The following is a 26,728-nucleotide window of genomic DNA, read 5'->3' as shown; positions in this document are numbered from 1 at the left end:
ATACCCTAGGGGGTATATGCACAGGAGGCGAGAAGCGTCACAGGGACGGGGAGCGGCGGCGTCAGGCCAGCTTGATCCGGGCCTCGCCGCTGTAGACGTTCATGGTCTCGCCGCGCAGGAACCCGACAAGACTCAGCCCGGATTCGATGGCGAGGTCGACGGCGAGAGAGGAAGGGGCGGACACGGCCGCCAGCATCGGGATCCCCGCGACCACCGCTTTCTGGACGAGTTCGAAGGATGCGCGCCCGCTGACCACCAGGATCGACTCACGCAGCGGGACACGGTCGTCGGTCAGCGCCCAGCCGAGTACCTTGTCGACGGCGTTGTGTCTGCCCACGTCCTCCCGTACCGCGAGCAGGGCGCCGTCCGCGGTGAACAGCCCGGCGGCATGGAGACCGCCGGTCGAGTCGAACACCCGTTGCCGCGCGCGCAGGGTGGCGGGCATCGCGGCCAGCGCCGAGGTGCTCACCAGGAGTCCGGACTCGGTGAGGTCGTATGGCGAGCGGACCCGGACGGCGTCGAGCGAGGCCTTGCCACACACCCCGCACGCGGCGGTGGTCAGGAAGTGGCGGTCGGTGACGATCGGTTCCGGCACTCCAGGCGCGAGGGTCACGTCGAGCACGTTGTAGGTGTTGGCTCCGTCGGAATCGACGCCGTCGCAGTACCGGATGACCGCGACGTCGGCGGACCCGGCGATGATGCCCTCGCCGAGCAGGAACCCGTGGACCAGGTCGATGTCGTGCCCGGGGGTGCGCATCGTCACCGTCAGCGAACGTCCGCCCAGCCTGATCTCGAGGGGTTCCTCGACGGCGAGGCTGTCCGGCCTGCGGACGGTGGCATCGTTGGATATCCGCAGCACCTGCCTGCGGGCGGTGACCCGGCCCATCAGTGCGCCCCTGCCGGTTCGAGTCGCACCACCACGGCCTTGGACACCGGCGTGTTCGACTTGGCGGCAACGTGATCGAGCGGGATCAGGGGATTGGTCTCCGGGTAGTAGGCGGCAGCGTTGCCCTTGGGGGTGCTGTACTCCACGGCCCGGAAATCTCGCACGCGCCTCTCCTGCAGCACGCCGTCGGGACCCGTCCACTCCGAGACGATGTCCACCGCGGCGCCATCGGCCAGGCCGAGTTCCGCGAGGTCGGCCGCGGACACGAAGATCACCCGGCGCCCGCCCTTCACACCGCGGTAGCGGTCGTCGAGCCCATAGATGGTGGTGTTGTACTGGTCGTGGCTGCGCAGGGTCTGCAGGATCAGCCGGCCGGGGGGAGTGGGGAGCCACTGCAGCGGGCTCGCGGTGAAGTTGGCCTTGCCGGTGCTGGTGGGGAACTCGCGGCGGTCCCGCGGCGGATGCGGCAGCTGGAACCCGTCGGGCCTGCGAACCCGCTCGTTGTAGTTCTCGCAGCCCGGCACCACCCGGGAGATGGAGTCACGGATCCGGTCGTAGTCCGCCATGAACGCCGACCAGGGCACCGAATGGTCGGGGCCGAGCAGGTGCTGCGCGAGCTCGCAGACGATCGCGACCTCGCTGCGCAGTTGGTCGCTGACCGGCGTCAGGCTGCCGCGCGAGAGGTGCACCATGGACATCGAATCCTCCACGGACACCATCTGTTTCCCGCCCGCCTGGATGTCCTTGTCGGTACGCCCGAGGGTGGGCAGGATGACGGCTGTCGTGCCGGTGACCACGTGCGAACGGTTCAGCTTGGTCGACACCTGGACGGTCAGCGCGCACGAGCGCAGCGCGGCCTCGGTGGCATCGGTGTCCGGGGTGGCCCGGATGAAGTTGCCGCCCATCGCCACGAAGACGCCGCCGCGGCCGTCTCGCATGCCGCGGATGGCGGAGACCGTGTCCCAGCCGTGCTTTCGGGGGCTGACGATCGAGAACTCGCGGTCAAGCGCGTCGAGGAACGAGTCCGGCATCTTCTCCCAGATGCCCATCGTGCGGTCGCCCTGGACGTTGGAGTGCCCGCGGACCGGGCAGACACCCGCGCCTGCCTTGCCCATCATGCCGCGCATGAGCAGCAGGTTGGTGATCTCCTGGATGGTGGCCACACCGTGTGCCTGTTGGGTGAGCCCCATCGCCCAGCACGCGATCGTCCGCTCGGAACGGGCCATCGCGTCGGCCGTCTCGCGCAACTGCGACATGGTGAGGCCGGTGGCCTCGAGGACGACGTCGAGATCGACCGCGCGGACCTGCCGCTCGTACTCGGCGAATCCCGCACAGTGCTCCTCGATGAAGGCTCGGTCCACCACCGAGCCCGGGTTCGCGTCCTCGGCCTCGAGCAGCAGTCGGCCCAGTCCCTGGAACAGGGCCATGTCGCCGCCGAGGCGGATCTGCAGGAACTCGTCGGCGATGTCGACGCCGCGCCCGATCACCCCGCGCACCCGCTGCGGGTCCTTGAACCGTCGCAGTCCGGCCTCGGGCAACGGGTTCACCGCGATGATCTTGGCGCCGTTCTCCTTTGCCTTCTCCAGCGTGGAGAGCATCCGGGGATGGTTGGTGCCGGGATTCTGGCCCGCGATGAGGATCAGGTCGGCGTATTCCAGGTCCGGCACCGTCACCGAACCCTTGCCGATCCCGATCGACTCGGTCAGCGCGCTGCCGGACGATTCGTGGCACATGTTGGAGCAGTCCGGCAGGTTGTTGGTGCCGAAGCTGCGGATCATCAGTTGGTAGAGGAACGCGGCCTCGTTGCTGGTGCGCCCGGAGGTGTAGAAGACGGCCCCGTCGGGACTGGGCAGCGCGCGCAGGTGGTCGGCGATCAGACGGTAGGCCTCGTCCCACTCGATCGGCGTGTAGTGGGTTGCGCCCTCGCGCAGCACCATCGGGTGTGCCAGGCGGCCCTGCTGTCCGAGCCAATAGTCGGTCTTGTCGGCCAGCTCCGCCACCGAGTGCTCGGCGAAGAATTCGGGGCCGATGTGGCGCAGCGTCGCCTCCTCGGCGACCGCCTTGGCACCGTTCTCGCAGAACTCGGCTGGCCGTCGGTGTCCGGGGGTTTCGGGCCAGGCGCAACCGGGACAGTCGAATCCGTGTCGCTGGTTGAGCCTGGTCAGCGTGCGGGCGGTGCGGATCGCGCCCATCTGCTCGATACTGCGCTGCAAGGAGACCAGGACCGCGGGAACGCCCGCCGCGTGGTCCTTGCTGTGCGTGACGACCAGCTCTGATTCGTCGATGTCGCGTTCCGGTCCCTTGCGAGTCATGCCTCCATACTGGTCCCGCGGCAGGCCCGCCGAAAGTGGGCTCACCCACTCTGCCTTATATTTCGGCTAGCCTTACCTAGCTTTGTTGACGATGGAGGAGAGTCGATGGCAGACGTCAGTAAGTTGACGCGGCGGGGATTTCTGATCGGGACGTCGGGCGCGCTGCTCGCGTTCGCCGCTGCCTGCAGCAGCGACGGTGACGGCGGATCGACGTCCGGAGGAACCGGCGCGACCATCGGCAACAAGTACGGGGAGACCCAGGTCCCGCTCGACCCGCAGCGAGTGGTCAGCGTCGGATACAACGACCAGGACGCGATCCTGGCGCTCGGCTCCACCCCGGTCGGCGTGTTCGACTGGTACGGCAACTACCCGAATGCGGTGTGGCCGTGGGCGCAGGGACTGCTCGCGGGGGCGACACCCGCCATCATCGGCAGCGCGAGCACCGGCATCGACATCGAGAAGGTCGCCGCCACCAACCCGGACCTCATCGTCGGCACCTACTCGGGGCTGACCAAGGACCAGTACAACAAGCTCAGCGCGCTCGCGCCGACCGTCGCGCAGCCCAAGGAGTTCGCCGACTACGGGGTGCCGTGGCAGGACCAGACCAGGATCATCGGTGAGGCGCTCGGCAAGCAGGACAAGGCCAAGGAGTTGGTGACCTCCGTCGAGAAGCAGTTTACCGACGTCGCCGCCGCCAACCCGGCCTTCGCGGGCAAGACGGTGATCGTGGGCGCACTCAAGGGCCCCGGCCAGTTCGGTGTCTACGGACCGGAGGATCCGAAGGTCCGTTTCTTCACCGAGCTCGGATTCGTCAATCCGCCTGTCACGCAGCAGATCACGACCACCAACTTCGCCCCGATCAGCACGGAACAGCTCTCGCTTGCCGACGCCGACCTGCTGGTCTGGTACGCGGGCGGCGGCTTCGGTGACAAGCTGCGGGCGGAGCTCGACAAGACGCCGGTCTATCAGGAGCTGAACGTCGTCAAGGACGGCCGGACGATCATCCTCGAGGACGAGGCCGCCGAGGCGATGACCTGGAGCACCGTGCTGTCGCTGCCGTACGCGCTGGAGAACATCCCGCCGCGGATCGCGCCGCTGCTCACCAAGTAGCTTGTCGGCGACGCGCTAGGGGACCAGGACGACCTTTCCGACGTTTCGGCGTTCGGTCAGGATCCGATGGGCCTCTGGCGCGTTGTCGAACGGCACCGCGTCGGACACGACGGGCACCACGACGGCGTCCTCAATCAGGGCACGCAGCGGCGTGATCCAGGGCTCCAGGGTGCCGCGGTCGTCCCACAGCCGCAGCATGTTCAGGCCGATGACCGCCTTGGACTCGCTCATTTGGTCGATGAGGTTGAACCCCCGCAGCATGCGCAGCGCCTGCGGCGCGGCCCGCAGCAGGCTGCGCTTGTCGCCCGACACCACCGAGCTGGCCCCGAACGCGACCAGTCGGCCGCCGGGCCGCAGCAGGCCGTAGCTCCGCCTGAGCGAGGCGCCGCCGATCGCATCCATGATCACGTCCATCGGGGGAAGTCCGTTGTCCGAACCGTGTTTTCGGTAGTCCAGCGCCACGTCGACACCGAAACTGCGGATCGCGTCGTGCTTGCCGGGTGACGCGGTTCCATACACCTGCGCGCCGCGATGCTTGGCGATCTGCGTCGCCGCGATCCCGACGCCACCCGCGGCCGCCTGGATCAGGACCCGCTCTCCCTCTTGGAGATTCCCGTAGCCGATCAGCCCGGCCCACGCGGTCGCGTAGTTGACGGGGATGGCGGCGCCCTGCTCGAAGCTCAACGCGTCGGGCAGCGCGATCACATCACGAGGGTCGGCACACACCTCCTCGGCGTAGCCACCGAACCGCGTGCCCGCGATCACCCGGTCGCCGACGGCGAAGTCGACGACATCGGGAGCCACCTCGCTGATCGTGCCCGCGACCTCGTAGCCGACGACGCTCGGCAGCGGCGGGGCGTCCGCGTACAGGCCGAGTCGGGCCATTACGTCCGCGAAGTTGACCCCCGCGGCCCGGACGGCGATGCGAACCCCGCCCCGGCGGAGCGGCGGCGATGGGCGTTCCTGGACCTCGAGGACGTCGGCGTCCCCGTGTCTGGTGATCACGACTGCGCGCATGTGGGAAGGCTAGTGCCGATCGGGTGGCGCCGGCCGCAGTTACGGAAACCCCTTGCGTGCGGCCCATTCCCGAGTAGACTCGAACATACGAGCGAATCCGGGGGGGGTGACGGCGATGACAGCATCGGCGGTGGCGGCCGTGACCGACCGCGAACGGTCCCTGCTCGAGGCGATCACCGAGACCTCCCGCACCGAGAATGCCGCGGCCGCCCGGCTGATCGCGCAGATCATGGACTACACCAACTCCCGCGGCACCTTCGAGCACCGCGCACCCGGCGCCGGTTTCGATACCGAACAGGCGGAGCGGTCCGCCATCGCGGAGATCGCGTTGGCGTTGTCGAGCACCTACAGATCGGTCTCGTCGCTGATGCGGCTCGGTTTCACCCTCGAACGGATGCCGCAGGTCCGCGGCGCCGCCGCCGCGGGCGAGGTGTCGCTGGCGAAGATCCGGGTCATCGACGAACACACCCGCAAGGCCACCACCGCCGCGATGCTGCGGCTCGACACCGCCATCGCAGCCGCCGCGACACGCCTGGCACCTACCCCACTTGGGATCGAGATCGACCGGTTGCTGATCGAGGACGACGCCGCCTGGGCGCAGCGCGCCCGCGAGCGGGCAGAAGCCACACGCAAGGTCCGCTCACACCGGCTGCCGCACGGGATGGGTGTGCTGTCGGTGACGTTGACCGCCACACAACTGACCGCGGTCACCGGGATGATCGTGAAGGTCGCCAAGACGGTGTGCCGGGCCGATCCGCGCCCCCTCGACGTGCGATGCGCGGATGCGTTCCTTGCCGTGATCGGCGGCCGGCGGATTCTGGCCTGCGAATGCGGCGATCCCGAATGCGCGGCCACCCGCAACCCGACACCCGCCCAGCCGCAGGTTCATCTGAATCTCATGTGCGGCCTCGAAACGTTGCTCGGGCTCGCCGACAACCCCGGCTACCTCGAGGGCTACGGATACTTGGATGCCGGTCAGACCCGCACCCTCGCCGGGGACGCCACCTGGCAGGCGATCATCGACTGCGCCACCAAAGCCCTCGAATGGCTGAGCAACCAAGACGGGATCAACACCGCCACGGCCGCCGACAGCCTCGACAGGCCCGAAGGCAATAACGCCGACGCCGAAGCTGACACGGCTGCGTCCGTCGACACAGACGAAAGCGTCGAGACCAACGCCGACACCGACATTGATGTCGACAGCGACAGCGACACCGACGGCGACACCGACGGCGACGCCGCGGATGGCCATGCCCACAACGCCGCCATTAACAACGGCAACGGCGTGACCGAATCCGTCCAAGAATCGCGAACCGCAACGGAGTCTCCGTCCGACGTACAAGAAACAGATACCGCACGCAACGACGGCGACCGGTCCGAACCCGAAGGGCACGAACCCAATCCGTCGGACCCGCCCGACGCGGACGACCCAGAGAATCCGCCAGGTCCCCCCGCGCCGCCAGAACCACCCGACCCACCAGATCTAGCCGGCCCGACCGCTGCCTCAAAAACCAATCCCGAACGGCAACCCGACCCCGGACTGATCGTGTTCCGGAGCCGAAAGCTGCCCGCCGCCGCGATCGCCCTACCGGCCCGCAAACTCCCGCAACCCGGCATCACCTCACCCGCTGCCACCCTCGACGACCTCAACCGCAAGATCCTGACCGACCCAGGACAGATCCGGGCGGCTTTCCCCGACGGCCACGGCGGCTTCACGCAGCCACCACCGGGCGCCCTCACCTACCAGCCCAGCGACCTACTCGCCGCCGCCGTCCGACTCCGCGACGGCACCTGCCGACACCCTGGCTGCACGGTGCCCGCATCCGACTGCCAGATCGACCACATCGTCGCGTTCCTCAAGGCCAACCCCGCCCTCGGCGGCTGGACCATCCTCGCCAACTTGCAATGCCTCTGCGTCCTGCACCACCAACTCAAGACCGCAGGCCTCTGGCACCACGACATGCTGACCGGCGCGATCATGCACATCTACAACACGATCGGGCAGCACGCACTGACTCTTCCCGTCAGGCGATAGGGCTCCGGATGCCACCCCTACTCATGCACCGTCTGCCGCAGGTTCAGGATCACCACGCCTGCGATGATCAGCGCGAGCCCGAGCACCTTCATTGCGGATGCCTGCTCGTCGAGGAAGGTCATGCCGATGACGGCGACCGTCGCGGTCCCGATCCCGGACCACAGCGCGTAGGCCAGGCTCACCGGCAGCGACCGCAGCGCTTGGGCCATGCAGGCGAACGAGGTCGCATAGCCCAACAGGACCGCGATCGTCGGCAACGGCTGGCTGAACTGCTCAGTACTGCCGAGGAACACGGTCGCCAGGATCTCGCAGGTGATCGCTCCGCCGAGGAATACCCACGCCCGCCGACGGTCGCTCATCCGACGCCGCCGAGGTTGAGCGCGACCACGCCCGCGATCACCAGGGCGATACCGAGGACCCGACTCGCGGACCGGGGTTCACGCAGGATCAGCATTCCGATGGCCGCGATCGCGGCGGTGCCGACGCCGGCCCAGATCGCGTACGCCACACCGACATCGAGGGTGCGCAGGGTCTGCGACAGGCAGTACAGGGCCACGCAGTACAGCCCGAGGACGGTCGCGGTCGGTACCGGTCGCCTGAACCCGTCCGTCCGGGACAGCAGGCTCGTCGCGAGCACTTCTGCGCAGATCGCCACCGCCAGGAACACCCATGCCACGCTCATGCGCTACAACCTAGGCTGCGAGCCCGGGCGATGCCGCCCCGCACCACCGGGTTTTCGGCGCGCCGCCGTCGCAGGGCCCCGGTAGCCTCACGGCATGGCCGCCGTCTCGGTACGACCCGCCGTTCGCCCCGATGTCCAGGTAGCCGCTCTCGTGCTCGCAACGGCCTTCCATGACGACCCGGTGATGGTCTGGTTGTGGCCGGACGGCGCGGCCCGCCGGTCCGGCCTGAAACTGATGTTCGGAGCCCTCATCCGGCACCACCATCTCCCGCTCGGCGGTGTCGAGATCGCGGTCGCGCGCGGCGGCGTGACGGCGGGTGCCGCGCTGTGGGATCCGCCGGGCCGCTGGCGACAGTCGTTCCTGAGCCAGGTGCGCACCGCGCCGTCGATGATCCGTGCCTTCGGGGGCCGGATGAAGGTGGGCGCCGAGGTGTCGGACGCGGTGGAGCTGGTACACCCGGAAGAACCGCACTGGTACCTCAGCACGATCGGCACCCTTCCCTCCGCACGTGGCGGGGGACTCGGAAAGGCGCTGCTGAGCTCCCGGCTCGACCGATGTGATGCCGAGCATGCGCCCGCCTACCTGGAGTCGAGCAAGGAGTCGAACGTCCCGTACTACGAGCGGTTCGGCTTCGAGGTGACGGGTGAGATCGTCATCCCGAACGGCGGCCCGACGCTGTGGGCGATGTGGCGGACGCCGCGCTGACCGGACGGCGGTGTCGGGGGAGCCCGCGGGTTCTCTAGAATCACCGGGTGACCAGTGCCGTGCCGCAGGACCCCATGAACCCCGCCGACGCCCTCCCGAAGAGCTGGGACCCCAGCGCGGTAGAGCAGGAGTTGTACGAGGGTTGGGTGGACGCCGGCTACTTCACGGCGGACCCGACCAGCGACAAGCCCGGCTACTCGATCGTGCTGCCGCCCCCGAACGTGACCGGCAGCCTGCACATGGGCCACGCCCTCGACCACACCCTGATGGACGTGCTCTCGCGCCGCAAGCGCATGCAGGGCTACGAGGTGCTCTGGCTGCCTGGCATGGACCACGCAGGCATCGCCACCCAGAACGTGGTGGAGAAGCAGCTCGCGGCGGACGGCAAGAAGAAGGAAGACTTCGGTCGCGAACTGTTCATCGACAAGGTCTGGGACTGGAAGCGTGAGTCCGGCGGCACCATCGGGGGCCAGATGCGCCGACTCGGCGACGGCGTCGACTGGAGCCGGGACCGGTTCACCATGGACGAGGGACTCTCGCGCGCCGTCCAGACCATCTTCAAGCGGATGTACGACGCGGGGCTGATCTACCGGGCCGAGCGCCTGGTCAACTGGTCGCCGGTGCTGCAGACCGCCATCTCCGACATCGAGGTCAAGTTCGAGGACGTCGAGGGCGAACTGGTGTCGCTGCGTTACGGCTCGCTCGACGACAACGAGCCGCATGTGATCGTGGCCACCACCCGCGTCGAGACGATGCTCGGCGACACCGCGGTCGCGGTGCACCCCGAGGACGAGCGCTACCGGCACCTGCTCGGCACCACCCTCGAGCACCCGATCACCGGCCGCCAGATCCCGATCATCGCCGACGACTACGTCGACCCCGAGTTCGGCACTGGCGCGGTGAAGATCACCCCCGCGCACGACCCCAACGACTTCGAGATGGGCCTGCGGCACAACCTGCCGATGCCCACGATCATGGACAAGACCGGCAAGATCGCCGACACCGGAACGCAGTTCGACGGCATGGACCGGTTCGAGGCCCGCGTGAAGGTGCGTGAGGCGCTGGCGGAGCAGGGTCGGGTGGTCGCCGAGAAGCGCCCCTACCTGCACAGCGTCGGGCATTCCGAGCGCAGCGGCGAGTCCATCGAGCCGCGGCTGTCGCTGCAGTGGTGGGTCAAGGTCGAGGAGCTGGCCAAGGCGGCAGGCGACGCGGTCCGTAACGGCGACACCACGATTCACCCCGCCAGCCTGGAGCCGCGCTGGTTCGGCTGGGTCGACAACATGCACGACTGGTGCATCTCGCGTCAGCTGTGGTGGGGCCACCGCATCCCGATCTGGTATGGCCCCGAGGGCGAGGTTCGCTGCGTCGGGCCCGACGAGACCGCGCCCGAGGGCTGGGAGCAGGACCCCGACGTCCTGGACACCTGGTTCTCGTCCGGGCTCTGGCCGTTCTCCACGATGGGCTGGCCCGAGCAGACTCCCGAGCTCGAGAAGTTCTACCCCACCAGCGTTCTCGTCACCGGCTACGACATCCTGTTCTTCTGGGTGGCCCGGATGATGATGTTCGGCACCTTCGTCTCCGAGGACGACGCGATCAGCACAGGCGAGGGCAAGTCCGGCCCGCAGGTGCCGTTCAAGGACGTGTTCCTGCACGGCCTGGTTCGGGACGAGTTCGGCAGGAAGATGTCCAAGTCGAAGGGCAACGGCATCGACCCGCTGGACTGGGTGCGCGAGTTCGGCGCCGACGCGCTGCGCTTCACGCTGGCCCGCGGCGCCAACCCCGGCAGCGACCTCTCCGTCGGCGAGGATCACGCGAAGGCCTCCCGCAGCTTCGCCACCAAGCTGTTCAACGCCACCAAGTTCGCCCTGATGAACGGCGCGGCGCCCGCGCCGCTGCCCGCCGAGCTCAGCGACGCCGACCGCTGGATCCTGGACCGGCTCGAGCAGGTGCGGGCCGAGGTCGACGCCGCGTTCGACCGCTACGACTTCGGCAAGGCCTGCGATGCGCTGTACCACTTCGCCTGGGACGAGGTGTGTGACTGGTACCTCGAGCTGGCCAAGGTGCAGTTCGCCGGCCCCGAGTCCGAGGGCACCAAGGCCGTGCTCGGCTCTGTCCTCGACGCGCTGCTGCGCATGCTGCACCCGGTGATGCCGTTCGTCACCGAGACCCTGTGGAAGGTGCTGACCGGCGGCGAGTCCGTGGTGATCGCCCAGTGGCCGACCGAGACCGGCGAGGCCGCCGATGCCGTTGCCGCGCAGCGCATTGCCGACGTGCAGCGACTCGTCACCGAGATCCGCAGGTTCCGCAGCGACCAGGGCCTGAACCCCGGCCAGAAGGTGGCCGCGCGGCTGCACGGTGTCGTCGAGGCCGACCTCGACGGCAAGCAGGCCGCCGTCGCCGCGCTGGTCAAGCTGACCGACCCGGCCGACGACTTTACTGCCACAGCTTCACTCGAGGTCCGGCTCAGCCGCGGCACCGTCACGGTCGAACTGGACACCTCGGGCACCGTCGACCTGGTCGCCGAGCGAAAGCGCCTCGAGAAGGATCTGGCGGCCGCGGAGAAGGAATTCGCGGGCACCGCGGCCAAGCTGTCCAACGAGGCCTTCCTCGGTAAGGCGCCGGACAACGTCGTGGACAAGATCCGTGCCAGGCAGACCCTGGCCGCCGAGGAAGTCGAGCGGATCACCGCACGGCTCAAGGCCATGGATCTGAAGGGCCAGGCGTGAACGCCGAGACACCCGAGCGCTGGGACGGGGGATCGCAGCCCACGCCCGTCGATCTGGCCGAGCTCGCCCTGGTCGAAGCCGAGCTGGACAAGCGCTGGCCGGAGACCAAGATCGAGCCCTCCACCGCCCGGATCGCGGCCCTGATGGATCTGCTCGGCTCCCCGCAGCGCAACTATCCGGCCATCCACATCGCGGGCACCAACGGGAAGACCTCGGTCGCCCGGATGATCGACGCCCTGATGACGCGGCTGCACCGTCGAGTCGGGCGGACCACCAGCCCGCACCTGCAGCTGGCGACCGAGCGGATCAGCATCGACGGCAAGCCGATCTCGCCGCGCCTGTACGTGGACACCTACCACGAGTTGGCGCCGTACATCGAGATGATCGACGCGCAGTCGAAGGCGGCGGGTGGCCCCGCGATGAGCAAGTTCGAGGTGCTCACCTCGATGGCGTTCGCGGCCTTCGCCGAGGCGCCGGTGGACGTCGCGGTCGTCGAGACCGGACTCGGGGGCCGCTGGGACGCAACGAATGTCATCGACGGACAGGTCGCGGTGATCACCCCGATCGGGCTCGATCACGTCGAGTTCCTCGGCAATGACGTCACCGGCATCGCCGCCGAGAAGGCCGGGATCATCAAGAAGGCGCCCGAGTCGCTGGTGCCGCACGAGACCGTCGCGATCCTCGCGGAGCAGACCCCCGAGGTGACCGAGGTGCTGCTGCGGCGGGCCGTCGAGGTCGACGCCGCGGTGGCCCGCCAGGGCTCCGAGTTCACGGTGCTCGCCCGCCGGATCGCCATCGGCGGACAGCAACTCGAACTGCAGGGACTCTCCGGGGTCTACAGCGACATTTTCCTGCCGCTGCACGGCGAACACCAGGCCCGCAACGCCTCGCTGGCGCTGGCTGCGGTGGAGGCGTTCTTCGGGGCAGGGGCGGACCGCCAGCTCGACGTCGACGCGATCCGGGAAGGGTTTGCGTCGCTGACGAACCCGGGACGCCTCGAGCGGGTTCGCAGCGCGCCCACCGTGTTCCTCGATGCCGCGCACAACCCGCACGGTGCGCAGGCGCTCGCCGCTGCGCTCACCGCGGAGTTCGACTTCCGCAAGCTGGTCGGTGTCGTCGCGGTGATGGCGGACAAGGACGTGGCGGGGATCCTGACCGCGCTCGAGCCGGTGCTCGACGAGATCGTGGTGACGCACAACGGATCACCGCGCGGCATGGATGTCGAGGAGCTCGCCAACCTGGCGGTGGCCCGGTTCGGCGACGAGCGCGTCGTGGTGGCGCAGACGCTCCCGGATGCGCTCGAGACCGCGATCGGGCTCGCCGAGGAGGTCGCCGAGCCCGGTGAGGCAGTATCGGGGGCGGGCGTGGTGGTCACCGGATCCGTGGTGACCGCGGGCGTGGCCCGCACCCTGTTTGGAAAGGACCCGGCGTGAGTACACCTGAGGGCGGCGCGAGATTCAGGCCGCCGGTCAACGACCCGTGGAAGGGCTTCCGCGGTGTCTGTGCGGGCACCCTGATCCTGGAGGCGATCGTGGTGCTGCTGGCGCTGCCGGTGGTCGCGACCGTCGGCGGGGGCATCACCTGGCTGTCCGGGGCCTACCTGGTCGGACTCGCGGTGTTGATGGTGCTCGGCGGTGGTGTCCAGGGCAAGCCGTGGGCGATGGCGTACAACTTTGCGTTGCAGGCCGCGCTGATCGCCGGCTTCGCCGTGCATCCCGCGATCGGCGCGGTGGGGCTGCTGTTCGCCGCCGTGTGGGCGTACCTGCTGTATCTCAAGCGGGACCTCACCGACCGGATCGAACAGGGTCTGCTTCCGGGCCAGCGGGACTGACCCCTTAAGCTGTGCGCCGTGACTGAGCGCACCCTGGTACTGATCAAGCCCGATGGCGTCGCCCGCCGATTCGTCGGAGAAATCCTTTCCCGAGTCGAGCGAAAGGGGCTGTCCATCACGGCCCTCGAGCTGAAGTCCGCGGACGAGGCGCTGGCCGGCCAGCATTACGCCGAGCATCTGGGCAGGCCCTTCTACCCGGGGCTGATCGAGTTCATCACGTCCGGACCCCTGGTCGCCGCGGTGCTCGAGGGCCCGCGCGCGATCGCGGCGTTCCGGCAGATCGCGGGCGGAACCGACCCGGTCGAGAAGGCTGTTCCCGGCTCCATCCGCGCCGACCTGGCGCTGGACGGCCAGCAGAACCTCGTGCACGGCTCCGACTCCGTCGAGTCGGCAGAGCGCGAGATCGCGCTCTGGTTCCCCGAGCTCGCCCGCGGCTAGTCGGACCATCCCGGTGCGCCGTTGGCGTGGTCGGGCCCACCGGTGTGGGATACTGATGACGGTCGACCCAGATGTGTTCCATATGGGTCCGACCGGATGACACCACGGTTCGATGCCCGGTCATCGCTGCCACGGCGCGCAGGAAATCCCTCGCGGGTCGTAGGCATGCTGGATTGATCAGGCGCACGGACCAGGGAGTACGGCCATCCAGCCAGGCGCCGTGCGAGCTGGCAGTGATTTAACGGGTCACTGCGAGACGTGCGGGGCGAGACCAGACAATCTCATGCCCACCGGTATGAGTACACAAGCAGCGCCCTCGCGTGGCCGCGTCACACCCAGTACGACTCTGGGTGGACGCGCCCGGGGGTCCGAGGAGACTACGTGGCCGATCAAGCGCCGCCCGAAAATTCACAGACTTCCGCAGCGAATGCGGTGCCGACCTTCCCGGACAAGATTCGGGTACACGCACTGGCGAAGCTGCTGGGACTGACCAGCAAGCAGGTGCTCGCGCAGGTCGCCGAGTTCGGCGCCGAGGTGCGCAGCGCGCAGTCCAGCGTGGACCGAGCGCTCGCCGAGCGGGTGCACGCCGCACTCTCGCCTGCCGCGGAGCCGACGACCGAGGCGCCGGCCGCCGAGGTTCCGGCGGTCGAGGTTCCGGCCGAGCCCGAGGCCGTCGCCGCGACCGAGGCCGTCGCCGAGGCGGCCCCCGCGTCGCTGTTCACCAACATCGAGCCCGAGGTGCACCACGTCGTCGCCGACGTCGCACCCGTGTTCCAGGCGCCGCTGTTCCTGCAGCCGGACGCCGCCGCCGAGGCCGCGCCCCGACGTCGTCGCGCACGCCGCGGCGCCGCGGCCCCGAGCGAGGACGCACCCATCGAGGTGACCACCGTCGTCGAGCACGAGGAGCGACAGGCCCCTGAGGCCGACACCTCCGTGACCGAGGAGGTCGCGCAGGCCGAGGTCGAGACCGACGAGGAAGCCGAATCGCAGAGCCGTCGTCGTCGACGCGGCCGTCGCGGCCGTGGTCGTGGGCGGGGCGAGCAGGCATCCGACGACGAGCAGAACGAGTCCGACGAGGCGACCGAGCGCGGCGAGGCCGCCACCGAGGGCGCCGAGCCGGCCGAGCAGGCGGAGTCCGCCGAGCCGGAGACCGAGGCCGAAGCCGAGTCGGAGGAGGCGGAGGAGACCGGGGACGGATCCAGCCGTCGCCGTCGTCGTCGCCGACGTCGCAAGGGCAGCGGCGAGGGCGGAGAGGCAGCCGCCGAGGACGACGGCGTCACCACCGTCGTGCACGAGCGCGAGCCGCGCACCAAGGCCCGCGTCAAGGACGAGGTCCAGGGCATCTCCGGGTCCACCCGACTCGAGGCCAAGCGTCAGCGTCGCCGCGACGGGCGCGACGCCGGTCGCCGCCGCCCGCCGATCCTCACCGAATCCGAGTTCCTGGCGCGCCGCGAGGCCGTCGACCGGGTCATGGTGGTCCGGGAGAAGACCGGCGCACACGCCGAAGGACTGACCCAGGTCGCGGTGCTCGAGGACGGCATTCTCGTCGAGCACTTCGTCACCAGCTCGGCGTCCGCGTCGATGGTCGGCAACGTCTACCTCGGCCGCGTCCAGAACGTGCTGCCCTCGATGGAGGCCGCGTTCATCGACATCGGCCGCGGTCGTAACGGCGTGCTGTACGCGGGTGAGGTCAACTGGGAGGCCGCGGGTCTCGGTGGCAACAGCCGCAAGATCGAGCAGGCACTCAAGCCGGGTGACCAGGTCCTGGTCCAGGTCAGCAAGGATCCGGTCGGACACAAGGGTGCCCGCCTGACCACGCAGATCTCCCTGGCCGGACGATTCCTGGTGTATGTGCCCGGTGGCAGCTCCACCGGCATCAGCCGCAAGCTGCCCGACACCGAGCGCAAGCGACTCAAGGAGATCCTGCGCGAGATCGTGCCGCCGGAGGCGGGTGTCATCATCCGCACCGCGTCCGAGGGCGTGAGCGAGGAAGAGCTGGCCCGCGACGTCAAGCGCCTGCAGTCTCAGTGGGACGACATCGAGAAGCAGGCCGCGGCGGCGGACAAGGGCAAGGGGAGCAACCCGAAGGCCCTGTACGAGGAGCCCGACCTGCTGGTCAAGGTCGTCCGCGACCTGTTCAACGAGGACTTCGCGAAGATCGTCATCGAGGGCGAGAAGTCCTGGTCGACGGTGGAGACCTACATCAAGACCGTCGCCCCGGACCTGCTGCCGCGAGTCGAGAAGTACGAGGGCAACGGCGGCCCCGATGTGTTCGAGGCGAAGCGGATCGACGAGCAGCTGGCGAAGGCGCTCGACCGCAAGGTGTGGCTGCCCTCCGGCGGCACCCTGGTGATCGACCGCACCGAGGCCATGACCGTGGTCGACGTCAACACCGGCAAGTTCACCGGTGCGGGCGGCAACCTCGAGGAGACCGTCACCAGGAACAACCTGGAGGCGGCCGAGGAGATCGTGCGCCAGATGCGGCTGCGCGACATCGGCGGCATGATCGTGGTCGACTTCATCGACATGGTGCTCGAGTCGAACCGGGACCTCGTCCTGCGCAGGCTCACCGAGGCGCTCGGCCGCGACCGCACCCGGCACCAGGTGTCCGAGGTGACCTCGCTCGGACTGGTCCAGATGACCCGCAAGAAGCTGGGCACCGGTCTGGTCGAGGCGTTCTCCACCAACTGTGAGCACTGCCACGGCCGCGGCATCATCGTGCACGCGGAACCGGTCGAGGTGCGCTCCGGCGACGACGGTGCCCGCGCGGGCGCGCCGAAGGGCGAGTCAGGCGGCCGCAAGAAGCGTGGACGCGACAAGTCCGGTGCCGCGGAGACCGCCGCCCCCAAGAACGGCCAGGCACCCGCTGCCGAGGTCGATGCGACCGTCAAGCGCGCCCACCCGGTGGCGCTCGCGATGGCGGCGCATCACCACGACGACGACACCGCCGAGCATCAGCCGGAGCCCTCGGCCGCCGAGGCCGTGTCGGAGCCGACGGCCGCTGAGGTCGTGTCGGAGCCGGTCGTGGAGGTCGCGACGGCGCCGACGCCCGACGTGGCGCCCGAACCCGCCGAGGTCCCCGCGAAGGGCAGGCGCCGTTCCCGACGCGCGTCCCGTTCCTCCGCGGCCCCCGCCGCAGAGTCGCAGGAGGCGGCCGACGCCGGAACCGTGGTCGTGATCGCGGCTCCGGAACCGGTCGAGCAGAAGGCTGTCGAGCAGAAGGTCGTCGAGCCGAAGGTCGTCGAGCCGAGCGTGGTCGAGACGGTGCAGGCCGCCCCGACCGCCGCGGCGCCGGTGTCTGCCGAGGGGGACGGCGCACCCGCCGCACCCGCTCGGAGGCCCCGTCGACGGGCTGCGGCACGGCCGGCGGGACCGCCGGCGGACGTCGACGCCTGACCGAGGCCGGTCGGGTCGGGATCCGTGGGGCGCCAGTTTGACCCTACGGTTCTCCATCCCGTAACCTTGACCGGTCGCTACCCGGCGATATCGCTCTGCTGCGCCCGCGAGGGCGGCGGCGGGCGTACCCGAGGTAGCAAGCACACCAGACCAGTCGCGCGGCTCAAGCCGCGCGAGCACGTTCGAAGAAGCAAGGGGTAGCCCTCCGATGGCAACGTACGCGATCGTCAAGACCGGCGGAAAGCAGTACAAGGTCGCTGTCGGCGACCTCGTCAAGGTCGAGAAGATCGAGGGTGAGCCCGGCACTGCTGTCTCGCTGGTCCCGGTTCTCGTCGTCGACGGTTCCGAGCTGACCACCGATGCGGTCAAGCTGGCCAAGGTCTCGGTCACCGGTGAGGTCGTCGAGCACACCAAGGGCCCGAAGATCCGCATCCACAAGTTCAAGAACAAGACCGGGTACCACAAGCGCCAGGGCCACCGTCAGAAGCTGACGGTGCTCAAGGTCACCGGCATCAAGTAACCAGCTTTAGTACCCAGGAGGGTTCGACATGGCACATAAGAAGGGTGCATCCAGCTCCCGTAACGGTCGCGATTCGAACGCACAGCGCCTCGGCGTGAAGCGCTTCGGCGGCCAGTCCGTCAGCGCCGGTGAGATCCTGGTGCGTCAGCGCGGAACCCACTTCCACCCCGGCGTGAACGTCGGCCGTGGCGGCGACGACACGCTGTTCGCTCTCTCCGCTGGTGCGGTCGAGTTCGGCACCAAGCGTGGACGTAAGACTGTCAACATCGTTCCGGCCGCCGCAGAGGCCTGATTCTGCTGCGTCGCTCGTGTCACCGTCACGGTGACCGATGACAGTTCTAAGCTCCCAGTAGGGGCGGGCCAGGGTCTCATACCCTGCTCGCCCCTATTTGCTTTTCACCCTGAGGAAGGGATCCGGCAGTCATGTCCCGATTCATTGACCGCGTGGTGCTGCACGTCAGCGCCGGAAAAGGCGGCAATGGTTGCGCCTCCGTTCACCGCGAGAAGTTCAAGCCGCTCGGCGGGCCCGACGGCGGCAACGGCGGGCGCGGCGGTGACGTGGTGCTCGTCGTCGACGAGAACGTGCACACCCTGCTGGACTTCCACTTCCACCCGAACGCCAAGGCGAGCAACGGCACGCAGGGCGCAGGCAGCAACCGCGAGGGCGCGAACGGTCAGGATCTGATCCTCAAGGTCCCCGACGGCACCGTGGTCCTCGACTCCGAGGGCAATGTCCTCGCCGACCTGATCGGCACGGGCACCCGGTTCGACGCAGCCCCCGGTGGCCGCGGCGGACTGGGCAACGCGGCACTGGCCTCGAAGGCCCGCAAGGCGCCTGGCTTCGCGCTGCTCGGCGAGGAGGGCGTTGCGCGCGACCTCGTCCTCGAGCTCAAGTCGGTGGCCGACGTCGGACTGGTCGGCTTCCCGTCCGCGGGCAAGTCCTCCCTGGTCTCGGTGCTCTCGGCAGCCAAGCCGAAGATCGCCGACTACCCGTTCACGACGCTGGTGCCGAACCTCGGCGTGGTCTCCAGCGGCGACACCACCTTCACCGTCGCGGACGTGCCGGGACTGATTCCGGGCGCGAGCGAGGGACGCGGTCTGGGGCTCGACTTCCTGCGCCACATCGAACGCACCGCGGTGCTGGCGCACGTGGTGGACTGCGCGACCCTCGAACCCGGCCGTGACCCGGTCTCCGACGTCGACGCGCTCGAGGCCGAGTTGGCCGCCTACAAGCCCGCCCTGTCCGGCGACGCGAGCCTCGGCGACCTGGCCGACCGGCCGCGCATCGTGATCCTCAACAAGGCGGACGTGCCCGACGCGGCCGAGCTCGCCGAGATGGTCACCCCTGAGTTCGAGGCGCGCGGCTGGCCCGTGTTCACCATCTCGGCCGTGAGCCGAGAAGGGCTGCGGCCGTTGACCTTCGCGCTCGCCAAGCTCGTGGAGGAGTACCGCGAGGCGCATCCCAAGGCGGAGCCGAAGCGTCAGGTGATCCGTCCGGTCGCCTCCAACGCGAGCGACTTCAGCGTCATCGCCGATCCCGAGACCCCTGGCGGCTTCATCGTCCGCGGCGTGCGGCCCGAGCGCTGGATCCGTCAGACGGCATTCGACAACGACGAGGCCGTCGGCTACCTCGCGGACCGGCTCGCCCGGCTCGGCGTCGAGGACGCGTTGGTCAAGCACGGCGCGGAGCCGGGCTGCTACGTCACCATCGGCGACGTCAGCTTCGAATGGGAGCCGCAGACCCCGGCGGGCATCGACATGACCCGCACCGGTCGCGGCACCGACCCGCGACTCGATCAGGTGGAGCGCATCGGCGCCTCCGAGCGCAAGCATGCGCACCGGATCCGGCGGGGCCTCGAGGGCCTGGATCCCGAAGAGCAGTGAGCACCGAGCTAGGTGGCGCGCTCTCGGAGACGCGCGCCACCATCGCCGCTGCGCGCAGCGTGGTCGTGAAGATCGGGTCCTCCGCGCTCACCAGCATGGAATCGGGCATCGACCTGAGTGCGCTGAACGCCCTCGCGGACGCGATCGAGGCGAGGATGCGGGCGGGCTCGGACGTCGTGGTGGTGTCCTCCGGCGCGGTCGGGGCAGGCATCGCCCCGCTCGGGTTGACCAAGCGGCCAAGGGATCTCGCCACCAAGCAGGCCGCGGCGAGCGTCGGGCAGCTGGCGCTCGCGCACGCCTGGGGGACCTCCTTCGCACGGTTCGGCCGAACCGTCGGGCAGGTGCTGCTCACCGCCGACGACATCGCCCGGCGGACCCAGCACCGCAACGCGCAGAGCACCCTCGACCGGCTGCGCGCCCTCGGCGCCGTCGCGATCGTCAACGAGAACGACACTGTCGCCACCACCGAGCTGCGGTTCGGGGACAACGACCGGCTCGCCGCGCTGGTCGCACACCTGGTCGGGGCGGACGCGCTGGTGCTGCTCTCCGATGTCGACGGCCTGTACGACGGTGACCCCCGCAAGGGCGGCGCGACCCTGATCCCGGAGGTGACCAGCCCTGAGGACCTCGACGGCGTGGTCGCCGGGTCCGGCGGAGCGCTGGGCACCGGCGGCATGGCCTCCAAGCTGTCCGCGGCCCGGCTCGCGGCGGACTCGGGGGTGCCGGTGTTGCTGGCCGCCGCCACCGAGGCAGCCGACGCGCTCGCGGGCGCGGGCGTCGGGACCGCCTTCGCGGCGCGGCCGACCCGGATGTCCGCGCGCAAGTTCTGGGTGCGCCACGCCGCCGACACCCGGGGAGGGCTGCATCTGGATGCCGGGGCCGTGCGGGCCGTGGTGGACCGGCGGCGGTCGCTGCTGCCCGCGGGGATCACCGGCGTCGACGGGCGGTTCTACGGCGGGGACGTGGTGTCACTGTTCGGGCCCGACGGTTCGCCCGTCGCGCGCGGTGTGGTGGCGTACGACTCGACCGAGCTCGGCGAGATGCTGGGCCGGTCCACGGTCGAGCTGCCGTCCGAGCTGCAGCGGCCCGTGGTGCACGCCGACGACCTGGTCCCGCTCTAGCGGCCGGTGGGCAGGGCCTCGAGGGTCTGCGAGCAGCCGCCCTCGAGCTTGATGGTGGCGTACTCGTCGCCCCTGGTCGGACCGCGGTTGACGATCGCGACGGGGATGGCGGTCTTGGCTGCGCGGCGCACGAAGCGCAGACCCGACATGACGGTCAGCGAGGACCCGAGCACCAGCAACAGGTCGCAGTCGGCGACCATGTCGAAGGCCGCCTCGACCCGCTGCTTCGGGACGCTCTCGCCGAAGTAGACGATGTCCGGCTTGAGGATCCCGCCGCAGCGTTCGCAGCCAACCATCCGGAAGTGCGCGGTCTCCTCGATCACCGCATCGGCATCCGGAGCGATCTCGACTCCCGTTGCCGCGGAGACGGATTCGGCGAACCCGGGATTTGCGGCGTCGAGGCGTTGCGCGAGGGTGAACCGAGAGATGCGGGTTTCGCACCCCATGCACCGCACCTGGGCGTAGCTGCCGTGCAGGTCGATCACGTTTCGGCTGCCCGCCTTGGTGTGCAGCAGGTCCACGTTCTGGGTGAGGACGCCGCGGACCACGCCCGCCCGTTCCAGCCTGGCGAGCGCGCGGTGACCTGCGTTGGGCCGGGACGCATCCATGTACCGCCAGCCGAGGTGGTTGCGGGCCCAATAGTGCCTGCGAAACGCGGCGTCGCCCATGAACTGCTGAAAGGTCATCGGGGTGCGCGGCGGGGAATCGGGACCCCGGTAGTCCGGGATGCCCGAGTCGGTGGACATCCCCGCGCCGGTCAGCGCGACCACCCGGCGGCCGTCGATCATGTCGACCAGACGGTCGAGATCCTCCAGCGCGTTGTCGAGTGGGGGAGCGGACATGGCATCCAGGCTAACCCGGCGACCCGAGAGCGACGGCTGGTCAGTCGGTCCCTGGCTTGCGCTGCGGTTCGTCGACGACCTTCGGTGGTCCGTCGGGGTGCAGCGCACCGCCCTCGTTCACCCAGTCTGCGATATCCGCGGCGTCCTCAGTGGTGACGGGCTTGCGCCTGCTGAAGAGCGACTTCACCTTCTCGCTGAATTTCGACATGTCTGACTCTAGCCCCGCGGAACGACCCTGCGGATCGAGTGGAACCGGCGGGTCGCGAGTACGGTCGATCGCATGGGTGTTTTCGGTGAGCTGTTCCCAGGGAAGAAGCTGGAGAACGACGGAAGCGAGGACGGTGGCGGGCAGACATATCAGCCGCGCATCGAACTCGACCTGGACGCGGGCGTGATCCGGCTGTCGCCGGCGAAGCCCGCCGTCACTCCGGACGCGGAGTCAGGGGCTCAGTAGCGTTTGTGGCATCGGGCTCGAGTGATGTGCTTGCATCGCGACTAGCTTCGAATCAGCCTGTCAGACAGGCGAGTTTCATACGATGACCGGATCGAGGGATCGCATCGGTCCTGTCCTGTCGTGGTGTGCCGGTAGCAGTCGCGGTCCTTGTTGACGATCTGTCCGCAGTAGCGGCATTGATCACCGTGGGGGCCGAATCGGATGGTCTCGACCGTGGGGTAGGTGTTGGCGGTCATGGTTCTCGTTCCTTTGTGGTCATACGTATTCGGCGGTCGGGTTCACGGTGTGTGGCAGGTCATATCTTGTCCGGCCGTGGGCTGCGGGGCATCGGTCGAATCACCCGGGGGAATACCTGTTTTCTGGCTCACGTAGCCATTCAGGCCGGATCGGTGACCGGGGCACCGCCCGCACAGGTTCTGATCACTGCTCCCGCTGAGTGGGACCCACTTTCTGTGGCCCCGTGACCACGCGCGGGGTGCATCCTCTCGATCCAAGCGGGGGAGTCCGATCCGTCGCGACGGCCTCCGGGGCTTCGTCCTCGCGGGTTCCGCCGTTCCCCGCCCGGGGACGGCGAATGGGCAGGTCGCTGGCGGTTTTCCGGCCCCGGTGTGCCCATTGGACGATGCGGCCTGCACGACTGCGGTTGCGGCCCCAATTCACATTCCGTTATCTGCCGTGGGGCGATGGAAGCGCTCTGACGTGGGCATATCCAGTCAAGATCATATTCAAAGAAACGATTTGAACACATTGCGAGCATCGATATCGTTTTGTTACTTTCGTCCTCGGCGGGGGGACCGAGGCCGCGAATCTCAGGAGCGCGGGCCTAGCCAACGAAGATGAGGTAAGAACTGTGGCCAAGCACCGCAGGACGGAAGATCGTTCTAGTTCAATCACCAGCCGCCTGAAGATTGCGGCCGTCGCCGCTGCGACCGGCGCCACCCTGATCGGCGGCGCGCAGTTCGGCGCCTCGGCGGCGTCTGCCCGAGCGCTCGAGATCCCGCCGGGCCTGCTGCCCGCCGGCATCCAGGTTCCCGCGATCGAGGTGCCCGACCTCTTGACCGCCCCGCCGACGTCCGTCGCGGGGCCGATGAATACCGGCAGCTCCGCCCCGCTCAGGGCCGGCACCGTTCAACCGGTCTCCGGCACGTTGAGCTCTGGTTACGGCCCACGCTGGGGCGCGCACCACGGCGGTATCGACATCGCGGCCCCGATCGGAACCCCGATCTCCTCCGCGGCCGACGGCGAGATCGTCTCTGCCGGACCGGCTTCCGGCTTCGGACTATGGGTGCGGGTGCGGCATGACGACGGCGCCGTCACCGTGTACGGCCACATCAACGAGTTCGTCGTCCACGTCGGCCAGCGCGTCGCCGCAGGCCAGCAGATCGCCACCGTCGGCAACCGAGGCCAGTCGACCGGCCCGCACCTGCACTTCGAGGTGTGGGACGCCAACGGTAACCGGCTCAACCCGAGCCAGTGGCTGCGCGACCGCGGTGTCTCGGCGACCTGGGGCGTCGACTAGCGGTGTTCGCTTCCCTCCAGGATGCCGGCCCCGCGGATCAGTAGCCGGCGACCGGGTCGATCACGGCCAGTAGTTCCTCGCCGGCCACGAAGCGTCGCACGTTCGTCGCGACGTGGTCGGCGAACGCGGGCGGCCGGACCGCGGGCGGGTTCGAGCAGTGCGGGGTGATGATCGCGTTCGGCAGCATCCATAGCGGATGCCCGTCGGGCAGTGGCTCCGGGTCGGTGACATCGAGCCCCGCGCCGCCGATCTTGTTGTCCCGCAGGGCAGTCACCAGGGCGTCGGTGTCGACGAGCGAGCCGCGGGCGACGTTGATCACCCACGACCGCGGTCCCAGGCGGCGCAACTGTTCGGCGCCGACGAGGTGACGGGTGTCGACGGTCGCGGGGGCCGCGATCACCACATGGTCGATCTGGCCCCACATCTCGTCGGTGCGGTCTGCCGACAGGGTGGCGTCGGCGCCGGGAACCGGTGTGCCGGAACGGTTCACCGCGACGACGGCGGCGCCGACGGCGGTCAGCATCGGGATCAGCGCGCGCCCGATCCCGCCGGCGCCGAGGATTCCGACCCGGCTCCCGCGCAGCGTCCCGACCTTGCCGAAGAACTCCTGTTGGCGCCAGGTGGTGGCGGCGAGCTGCTCGGGCAGCGCCCGGACACCCGCCAGCAGCATCGCGAGGGCGTGCTCGGCGACGCTGGCCGAGAACGCCCCCGCGGCCGAGGTGAACACGACACCCGGATTCCGCTGGATGATCCCGGCACCGAACCAGTCCTCGACGCCCGCGGAGTACAGCTGCACCCAGCGGATCGACTCCGGCAGGTCGTCGGGGAACCGGTCGGGCTCCGCCGCCCAGACCAGCGCCTGGGCGTCGACCATCGGCGCCCACTCGCCCCCGCCCCGCACGAGGGCCTCCATCAACAGGGGATCGGCGTGGGGGCCGAGGGCGATGGGCACTGGCGTCATGACTGTCTCCTCGGGCGGTCCCCGTCAGCCGGGGACCTCGATCAGCGGATAGACGCCATTCTCGTCGTGGACCTCGCGACCGGTGACCGGGGGGTTGAACACGCACAGCATGCGCATCTGCGTGACCGGCTCCACCCGGTGCCGCTCGTGGCCGTCCAGCAGGTACATCGAGCCGGGCCCGAGTTGATGGACGACGCCGTTGTCCAGGTCGGTGAGGATGCCGTCGCCCTCGATCAGCCAGACCGCCTCGATGTGGTTGGCGTAATGGAACTCGTTGACCGACCCGGCCCGAATGGTGGTCTCGTGGAACGAGAATCCGACGCGATCCGCGCCGAGCACGATGCGCTTGCTGCGCCAGTTCCCGTCGGCGCTGGTGATGTCGCGCTCGGTGCCGGTGATCTCTTCGGTGGTGCGGACGATCATCTTCGGGCCCTCCTCAGGCGCAGACTTTGGCGGTGGCCTCGGCGAGAATGCTCAGGCCGTGGTCGAGTTCGGCCTCGGTGATGGTCAGCGGCGGCAGAAGCTTCACCACCTCGTCGGACGGACCGGAGGTCTCGGCGAGCAGGCCCTCGTCGAAGGCGAGCCCGCACACCTTGACGGCCCGGCCCGGATCGTCGAACACCAGGCCCTGGACCATCCCGCGGCCCCGGGTACTGACCCCGTCGAACCGGTCCGACAGGTTGGCGAAGATCTGCGAGATGCGTTTGCCCTTCGCGGCGGTGGAGCGCGCCAGCGCATCGTCGGTCCAGTACTGCTCGATCGCGGCGGTCGCGGTCACGAACGCGGGGTTGTTGCCGCGGAAGGTGCCGTTGTGCTCGCCGGGTGCCCACACATCGAGCTCGGGCCGCATCAGGGTCAGGGCCATCGGCAGGCCGTATCCGCCGATCGACTTGGACAGCGTGACGATGTCGGGCGTGATGCCCGCGACCTCGAAGGAGAAGAACGGACCGGTACGCCCGCAGCCCATCTGGACGTCGTCGACGATGAGCAGGATGTCGCGGCTCCTGCAGAGTTCGGCGAGCGCGCGCAGCCACTCGGGCCGTGCGACATTCACCCCGCCCTCGCCCTGTACGGTCTCCACGATGACGGCGGCGGGGCGGTTCAGCCCGCTGCCGGAATCGTCGAGTACCCGCTCGAACCAGTGGAAATCCTCGGTGGCGCCGTCGAAGTAGTTGTCGAAGGGCATCGGGGTGGCGTGGACCAGCGGAACCCCAGCCCCCGCACGCTTCATGGAGTTGCCGGTGACCGAAAGGGCGCCCAGGGTCATGCCGTGAAAAGCGTTGGTGAAGTTGATGATCGACTCGCGGCCGGTGACCTTTCTGGCCAGTTTGAGTGCGGCCTCGACGGTGTTCGCGCCGGTCGGGCCGGGGAACTGGACCTTGTAGTCGAGTCCGCGCGGCTCGAGGATGTATCGCTGGAAGGTCTCGAGGAACCGCCGCTTCGCCACGGTCGACATGTCGAGGCTGTGGGTGATGCCGTCGCCGACGATGTAGTCGACCAGGGCCTGCTTGAGCGCCGGATTGTTGTGGCCGTAGTTGAGCGCACCCGCGCCCGCGAAGAAGTCGAGGTAGTCGCGGCCGTCCTCGGCCCGCATCCAGGAACCTGACGCGGAACTGAACACGGTCGGCCAGTTCCGGCTGTAGCTGCGGACCTCGGACTCGAGTGTGGCAAAGATACTGGTGTCTTCCAGGGTGGTCATTGCTCTCCTCCGGTGTTGTCATCGCCGATGATGTAGAGCTCTTCGGATTCGTGCTGGTCGGGAAAATGATTGTTGGTGAACAGTTTTCGACTCGTGATTGCGGCGTATCGCATCCGCGCCAGCGAGGTGAACAGGGCCTTGGATGCGGCGTTGTCCGGACTGATCGTGGTCTCGAGCCTGGTGACGCCCTGGTAGGCGAGGTGATCGAGCAGGTCGCTGAGCATCGTTGCCGCGACGCCGCGGCCGCGCAGCGATTCGTCGACGGCCACCTGCCAGACGAAAACCGTCCGGGGATCTGCAGGCCGGACGAACCCGGTGACGAAGCCGCCGACGCGGCCGTCCTGCTCCGCTACCACCGACGTGTCACGAAAATCCCTGCACCACAACAGGTATGAATAGCTTGAATTCAGATCGAGCACCTGCGAATCGCGGGCAATCTCCCACATGCGCACGGCGTCATCGATATCGGGCTGCCTTGTCGTCACCGCTCCGGGAGCGGTGGTTGGGGTCGCGCTCTTTGTAACGGGTGTCATCTGTCGAACGAACGTAACAATGGGGGCAATGGATTTCAGCTGCCTCCACCGATGAC

Annotated in this window: 25 protein-coding genes; 14 read left to right on the top strand and 11 right to left on the bottom strand. The window is 68.9% G+C overall.

Translation table 11 applies throughout. The features are described 5' to 3' along the window. Window positions 1–61 precede the first annotated feature (61 nt). The gene (gene fdhD, locus ACFXMV_RS11860) at window positions 62–886 is read right to left on the bottom strand and encodes a formate dehydrogenase accessory sulfurtransferase FdhD (protein ID WP_378500992.1); all 825 of its coding nucleotides are present in this window, start codon (window positions 884–886) and stop codon (window positions 62–64) included. Beyond that, window positions 886–3,198, bottom strand: coding sequence for an FdhF/YdeP family oxidoreductase (locus tag ACFXMV_RS11855; protein WP_378503029.1), 2,313 nt, complete (start codon window positions 3,196–3,198; stop codon window positions 886–888). Before ACFXMV_RS11855 ends, fdhD begins: the two co-directional genes overlap by 1 nt. Window positions 3,199–3,303: 105 nt before the next feature. Here ACFXMV_RS11855 and ACFXMV_RS11850 point away from each other — a divergent pair, with 105 nt between their 5' ends. Next, entirely contained in the window at window positions 3,304–4,308 is a 1,005-nt protein-coding gene (locus tag ACFXMV_RS11850; protein WP_378499477.1) for an iron-siderophore ABC transporter substrate-binding protein, read from the top strand. Between the two features lie 15 nt (window positions 4,309–4,323). Here the strand turns inward: ACFXMV_RS11850 and ACFXMV_RS11845 are convergent, their stop codons facing one another. Then, window positions 4,324–5,325 carry a zinc-binding dehydrogenase gene (locus tag ACFXMV_RS11845; protein WP_378499478.1) on the bottom strand — a complete coding sequence of 334 codons (1,002 nt, stop codon included), beginning with the start codon at window positions 5,323–5,325 and terminating at the stop codon, window positions 4,324–4,326. A gap of 115 nt (window positions 5,326–5,440) precedes the next feature. Here ACFXMV_RS11845 and ACFXMV_RS11840 point away from each other — a divergent pair, with 115 nt between their 5' ends. After that, the gene (locus tag ACFXMV_RS11840) at window positions 5,441–7,360 is read left to right on the top strand and encodes a DUF222 domain-containing protein (protein ID WP_378499479.1); all 1,920 of its coding nucleotides are present in this window, start codon (window positions 5,441–5,443) and stop codon (window positions 7,358–7,360) included. 17 nt (window positions 7,361–7,377) lie between these two features. Here ACFXMV_RS11840 and ACFXMV_RS11835 read toward each other — a convergent pair whose 3' ends face one another. Further along, a complete protein-coding gene (locus ACFXMV_RS11835; RefSeq protein ID WP_378499480.1) occupies window positions 7,378–7,719 on the bottom strand; it encodes a DMT family transporter in 342 nt (113 codons plus the stop codon). After that, complete coding sequence (locus ACFXMV_RS11830; protein ID WP_378499481.1) at window positions 7,716–8,042, bottom strand: DMT family transporter; 327 nt, start codon at window positions 8,040–8,042, stop codon at window positions 7,716–7,718. The genes ACFXMV_RS11835 and ACFXMV_RS11830 overlap by 4 nt, the downstream gene beginning before the upstream one ends. Window positions 8,043–8,136: 94 nt before the next feature. On the opposite strand from ACFXMV_RS11830, the gene ACFXMV_RS11825 reads away from it, so the two are divergent. From ACFXMV_RS11825 to proB, 10 genes are all read left to right on the top strand, one after another. Further along, window positions 8,137–8,748, top strand: coding sequence for a GNAT family N-acetyltransferase (locus tag ACFXMV_RS11825; protein ID WP_378499482.1), 612 nt, complete (start codon window positions 8,137–8,139; stop codon window positions 8,746–8,748). A gap of 74 nt (window positions 8,749–8,822) precedes the next feature. Continuing rightward, on the top strand, window positions 8,823–11,474 hold the full coding sequence (locus tag ACFXMV_RS11820) for a valine--tRNA ligase (RefSeq protein ID WP_378499484.1): 2,652 nt from the start codon (window positions 8,823–8,825) through the stop codon (window positions 11,472–11,474). Further along, complete coding sequence (locus ACFXMV_RS11815) at window positions 11,471–12,907, top strand: bifunctional folylpolyglutamate synthase/dihydrofolate synthase (protein WP_378499483.1); 1,437 nt, start codon at window positions 11,471–11,473, stop codon at window positions 12,905–12,907. Before ACFXMV_RS11820 ends, ACFXMV_RS11815 begins: the two co-directional genes overlap by 4 nt. Then, window positions 12,904–13,305, top strand: coding sequence for a DUF4233 domain-containing protein (locus ACFXMV_RS11810; RefSeq protein WP_378503028.1), 402 nt, complete (start codon window positions 12,904–12,906; stop codon window positions 13,303–13,305). Before ACFXMV_RS11815 ends, ACFXMV_RS11810 begins: the two co-directional genes overlap by 4 nt. A gap of 18 nt (window positions 13,306–13,323) precedes the next feature. After that, window positions 13,324–13,743, top strand: a complete 420-nt coding sequence (gene ndk, locus ACFXMV_RS11805; RefSeq protein WP_378499095.1) for a nucleoside-diphosphate kinase — start codon at window positions 13,324–13,326, stop codon at window positions 13,741–13,743. A gap of 381 nt (window positions 13,744–14,124) precedes the next feature. Beyond that, entirely contained in the window at window positions 14,125–17,139 is a 3,015-nt protein-coding gene (locus ACFXMV_RS11800) for a translation initiation factor IF-2 N-terminal domain-containing protein (protein ID WP_378499096.1), read from the top strand. A 208-nt stretch (window positions 17,140–17,347) separates the two neighbouring features. Next, the gene (gene rplU / locus ACFXMV_RS11795; RefSeq protein WP_378499097.1) at window positions 17,348–17,659 is read left to right on the top strand and encodes a 50S ribosomal protein L21; all 312 of its coding nucleotides are present in this window, start codon (window positions 17,348–17,350) and stop codon (window positions 17,657–17,659) included. 28 nt (window positions 17,660–17,687) lie between these two features. Beyond that, window positions 17,688–17,951: a 50S ribosomal protein L27 gene (rpmA, locus tag ACFXMV_RS11790; RefSeq protein WP_005248077.1), complete on the top strand. Its 264-nt coding sequence runs from the start codon at window positions 17,688–17,690 to the stop codon at window positions 17,949–17,951. A gap of 131 nt (window positions 17,952–18,082) precedes the next feature. Next, on the top strand, window positions 18,083–19,543 hold the full coding sequence (gene obgE, locus ACFXMV_RS11785; RefSeq protein WP_378499098.1) for a GTPase ObgE: 1,461 nt from the start codon (window positions 18,083–18,085) through the stop codon (window positions 19,541–19,543). Then, on the top strand, window positions 19,540–20,664 hold the full coding sequence (gene proB / locus ACFXMV_RS11780) for a glutamate 5-kinase (RefSeq protein WP_378503027.1): 1,125 nt from the start codon (window positions 19,540–19,542) through the stop codon (window positions 20,662–20,664). Before obgE ends, proB begins: the two co-directional genes overlap by 4 nt. Here the strand turns inward: proB and ACFXMV_RS11775 are convergent. After that, the gene (locus ACFXMV_RS11775) at window positions 20,661–21,506 is read right to left on the bottom strand and encodes an NAD-dependent protein deacetylase (protein ID WP_378499099.1); all 846 of its coding nucleotides are present in this window, start codon (window positions 21,504–21,506) and stop codon (window positions 20,661–20,663) included. The genes proB and ACFXMV_RS11775 overlap by 4 nt on opposite strands. A 40-nt stretch (window positions 21,507–21,546) precedes the next feature. Then, the gene (locus ACFXMV_RS11770) at window positions 21,547–21,714 is read right to left on the bottom strand and encodes a hypothetical protein (protein WP_378499100.1); all 168 of its coding nucleotides are present in this window, start codon (window positions 21,712–21,714) and stop codon (window positions 21,547–21,549) included. Between the two features lie 72 nt (window positions 21,715–21,786). Between ACFXMV_RS11770 and ACFXMV_RS11765 the strand changes: the two genes are divergently transcribed. Continuing rightward, on the top strand, window positions 21,787–21,960 hold the full coding sequence (locus tag ACFXMV_RS11765) for a hypothetical protein (RefSeq protein ID WP_378499101.1): 174 nt from the start codon (window positions 21,787–21,789) through the stop codon (window positions 21,958–21,960). 850 nt (window positions 21,961–22,810) lie between these two features. After that, entirely contained in the window at window positions 22,811–23,479 is a 669-nt protein-coding gene (locus ACFXMV_RS11760) for a M23 family metallopeptidase (protein WP_378499102.1), read from the top strand. A gap of 37 nt (window positions 23,480–23,516) precedes the next feature. Here ACFXMV_RS11760 and ACFXMV_RS11755 read toward each other — a convergent pair whose 3' ends face one another. From ACFXMV_RS11755 to ectA, 4 genes are read right to left on the bottom strand one after another with little or no spacing between them, the layout of a single operon-like run. Then, window positions 23,517–24,440 carry a D-isomer specific 2-hydroxyacid dehydrogenase family protein gene (locus tag ACFXMV_RS11755; RefSeq protein WP_378503026.1) on the bottom strand — a complete coding sequence of 308 codons (924 nt, stop codon included), beginning with the start codon at window positions 24,438–24,440 and terminating at the stop codon, window positions 23,517–23,519. 24 nt (window positions 24,441–24,464) lie between these two features. Continuing rightward, the gene (locus ACFXMV_RS11750; protein ID WP_378499104.1) at window positions 24,465–24,863 is read right to left on the bottom strand and encodes an ectoine synthase; all 399 of its coding nucleotides are present in this window, start codon (window positions 24,861–24,863) and stop codon (window positions 24,465–24,467) included. Window positions 24,864–24,876: 13 nt separating this feature from the next. Further along, a complete protein-coding gene (gene ectB / locus ACFXMV_RS11745) occupies window positions 24,877–26,139 on the bottom strand; it encodes a diaminobutyrate--2-oxoglutarate transaminase (protein ID WP_378499105.1) in 1,263 nt (420 codons plus the stop codon). Further along, window positions 26,136–26,672: a diaminobutyrate acetyltransferase gene (gene ectA / locus ACFXMV_RS11740; protein WP_378503025.1), complete on the bottom strand. Its 537-nt coding sequence runs from the start codon at window positions 26,670–26,672 to the stop codon at window positions 26,136–26,138. The genes ectB and ectA overlap by 4 nt, the downstream gene beginning before the upstream one ends. Window positions 26,673–26,728 lie beyond the last annotated feature (56 nt).

Source organism: Rhodococcus sp. NPDC059179 (genome assembly GCF_042754885.1).
GTDB lineage: Bacteria > Actinomycetota > Actinomycetes > Mycobacteriales > Mycobacteriaceae > Rhodococcus_G.
The sequence above is the reverse complement of the archived record's forward strand: the minus strand, read 5'-3'. Positions and strand labels throughout refer to the sequence as shown.

Excerpts from the sequence above, each read along its gene's own strand:
- fdhD (WP_378500992.1), bottom strand. The coding sequence starts at position 886 with ATGGGCCGGGTCACCGCCCGCAGGCAGGTGCTGCGGATATCCAACGAT.
- ACFXMV_RS11855 (WP_378503029.1), bottom strand. The coding sequence starts at position 3,198 with ATGACTCGCAAGGGACCGGAACGCGACATCGACGAATCAGAGCTGGTC.
- ACFXMV_RS11850 (WP_378499477.1), top strand. The coding sequence starts at position 3,304 with ATGGCAGACGTCAGTAAGTTGACGCGGCGGGGATTTCTGATCGGGACG.
- ACFXMV_RS11845 (WP_378499478.1), bottom strand. The coding sequence starts at position 5,325 with ATGCGCGCAGTCGTGATCACCAGACACGGGGACGCCGACGTCCTCGAG.
- ACFXMV_RS11840 (WP_378499479.1), top strand. The coding sequence starts at position 5,441 with ATGACAGCATCGGCGGTGGCGGCCGTGACCGACCGCGAACGGTCCCTG.
- ACFXMV_RS11835 (WP_378499480.1), bottom strand. The coding sequence starts at position 7,719 with ATGAGCGACCGTCGGCGGGCGTGGGTATTCCTCGGCGGAGCGATCACC.
- ACFXMV_RS11830 (WP_378499481.1), bottom strand. The coding sequence starts at position 8,042 with ATGAGCGTGGCATGGGTGTTCCTGGCGGTGGCGATCTGCGCAGAAGTG.
- ACFXMV_RS11825 (WP_378499482.1), top strand. The coding sequence starts at position 8,137 with ATGGCCGCCGTCTCGGTACGACCCGCCGTTCGCCCCGATGTCCAGGTA.
- ACFXMV_RS11820 (WP_378499484.1), top strand. The coding sequence starts at position 8,823 with ATGAACCCCGCCGACGCCCTCCCGAAGAGCTGGGACCCCAGCGCGGTA.
- rplU (WP_378499097.1), top strand. The coding sequence starts at position 17,348 with ATGGCAACGTACGCGATCGTCAAGACCGGCGGAAAGCAGTACAAGGTC.
- rpmA (WP_005248077.1), top strand. The coding sequence starts at position 17,688 with ATGGCACATAAGAAGGGTGCATCCAGCTCCCGTAACGGTCGCGATTCG.
- obgE (WP_378499098.1), top strand. The coding sequence starts at position 18,083 with ATGTCCCGATTCATTGACCGCGTGGTGCTGCACGTCAGCGCCGGAAAA.
- ACFXMV_RS11775 (WP_378499099.1), bottom strand. The coding sequence starts at position 21,506 with ATGTCCGCTCCCCCACTCGACAACGCGCTGGAGGATCTCGACCGTCTG.
- ACFXMV_RS11770 (WP_378499100.1), bottom strand. The coding sequence starts at position 21,714 with ATGTCGAAATTCAGCGAGAAGGTGAAGTCGCTCTTCAGCAGGCGCAAG.
- ACFXMV_RS11765 (WP_378499101.1), top strand. The coding sequence starts at position 21,787 with ATGGGTGTTTTCGGTGAGCTGTTCCCAGGGAAGAAGCTGGAGAACGAC.
- ACFXMV_RS11755 (WP_378503026.1), bottom strand. The coding sequence starts at position 24,440 with ATGACGCCAGTGCCCATCGCCCTCGGCCCCCACGCCGATCCCCTGTTG.
- ACFXMV_RS11750 (WP_378499104.1), bottom strand. The coding sequence starts at position 24,863 with ATGATCGTCCGCACCACCGAAGAGATCACCGGCACCGAGCGCGACATC.
- ectB (WP_378499105.1), bottom strand. The coding sequence starts at position 26,139 with ATGACCACCCTGGAAGACACCAGTATCTTTGCCACACTCGAGTCCGAG.
- ectA (WP_378503025.1), bottom strand. The coding sequence starts at position 26,672 with ATGACACCCGTTACAAAGAGCGCGACCCCAACCACCGCTCCCGGAGCG.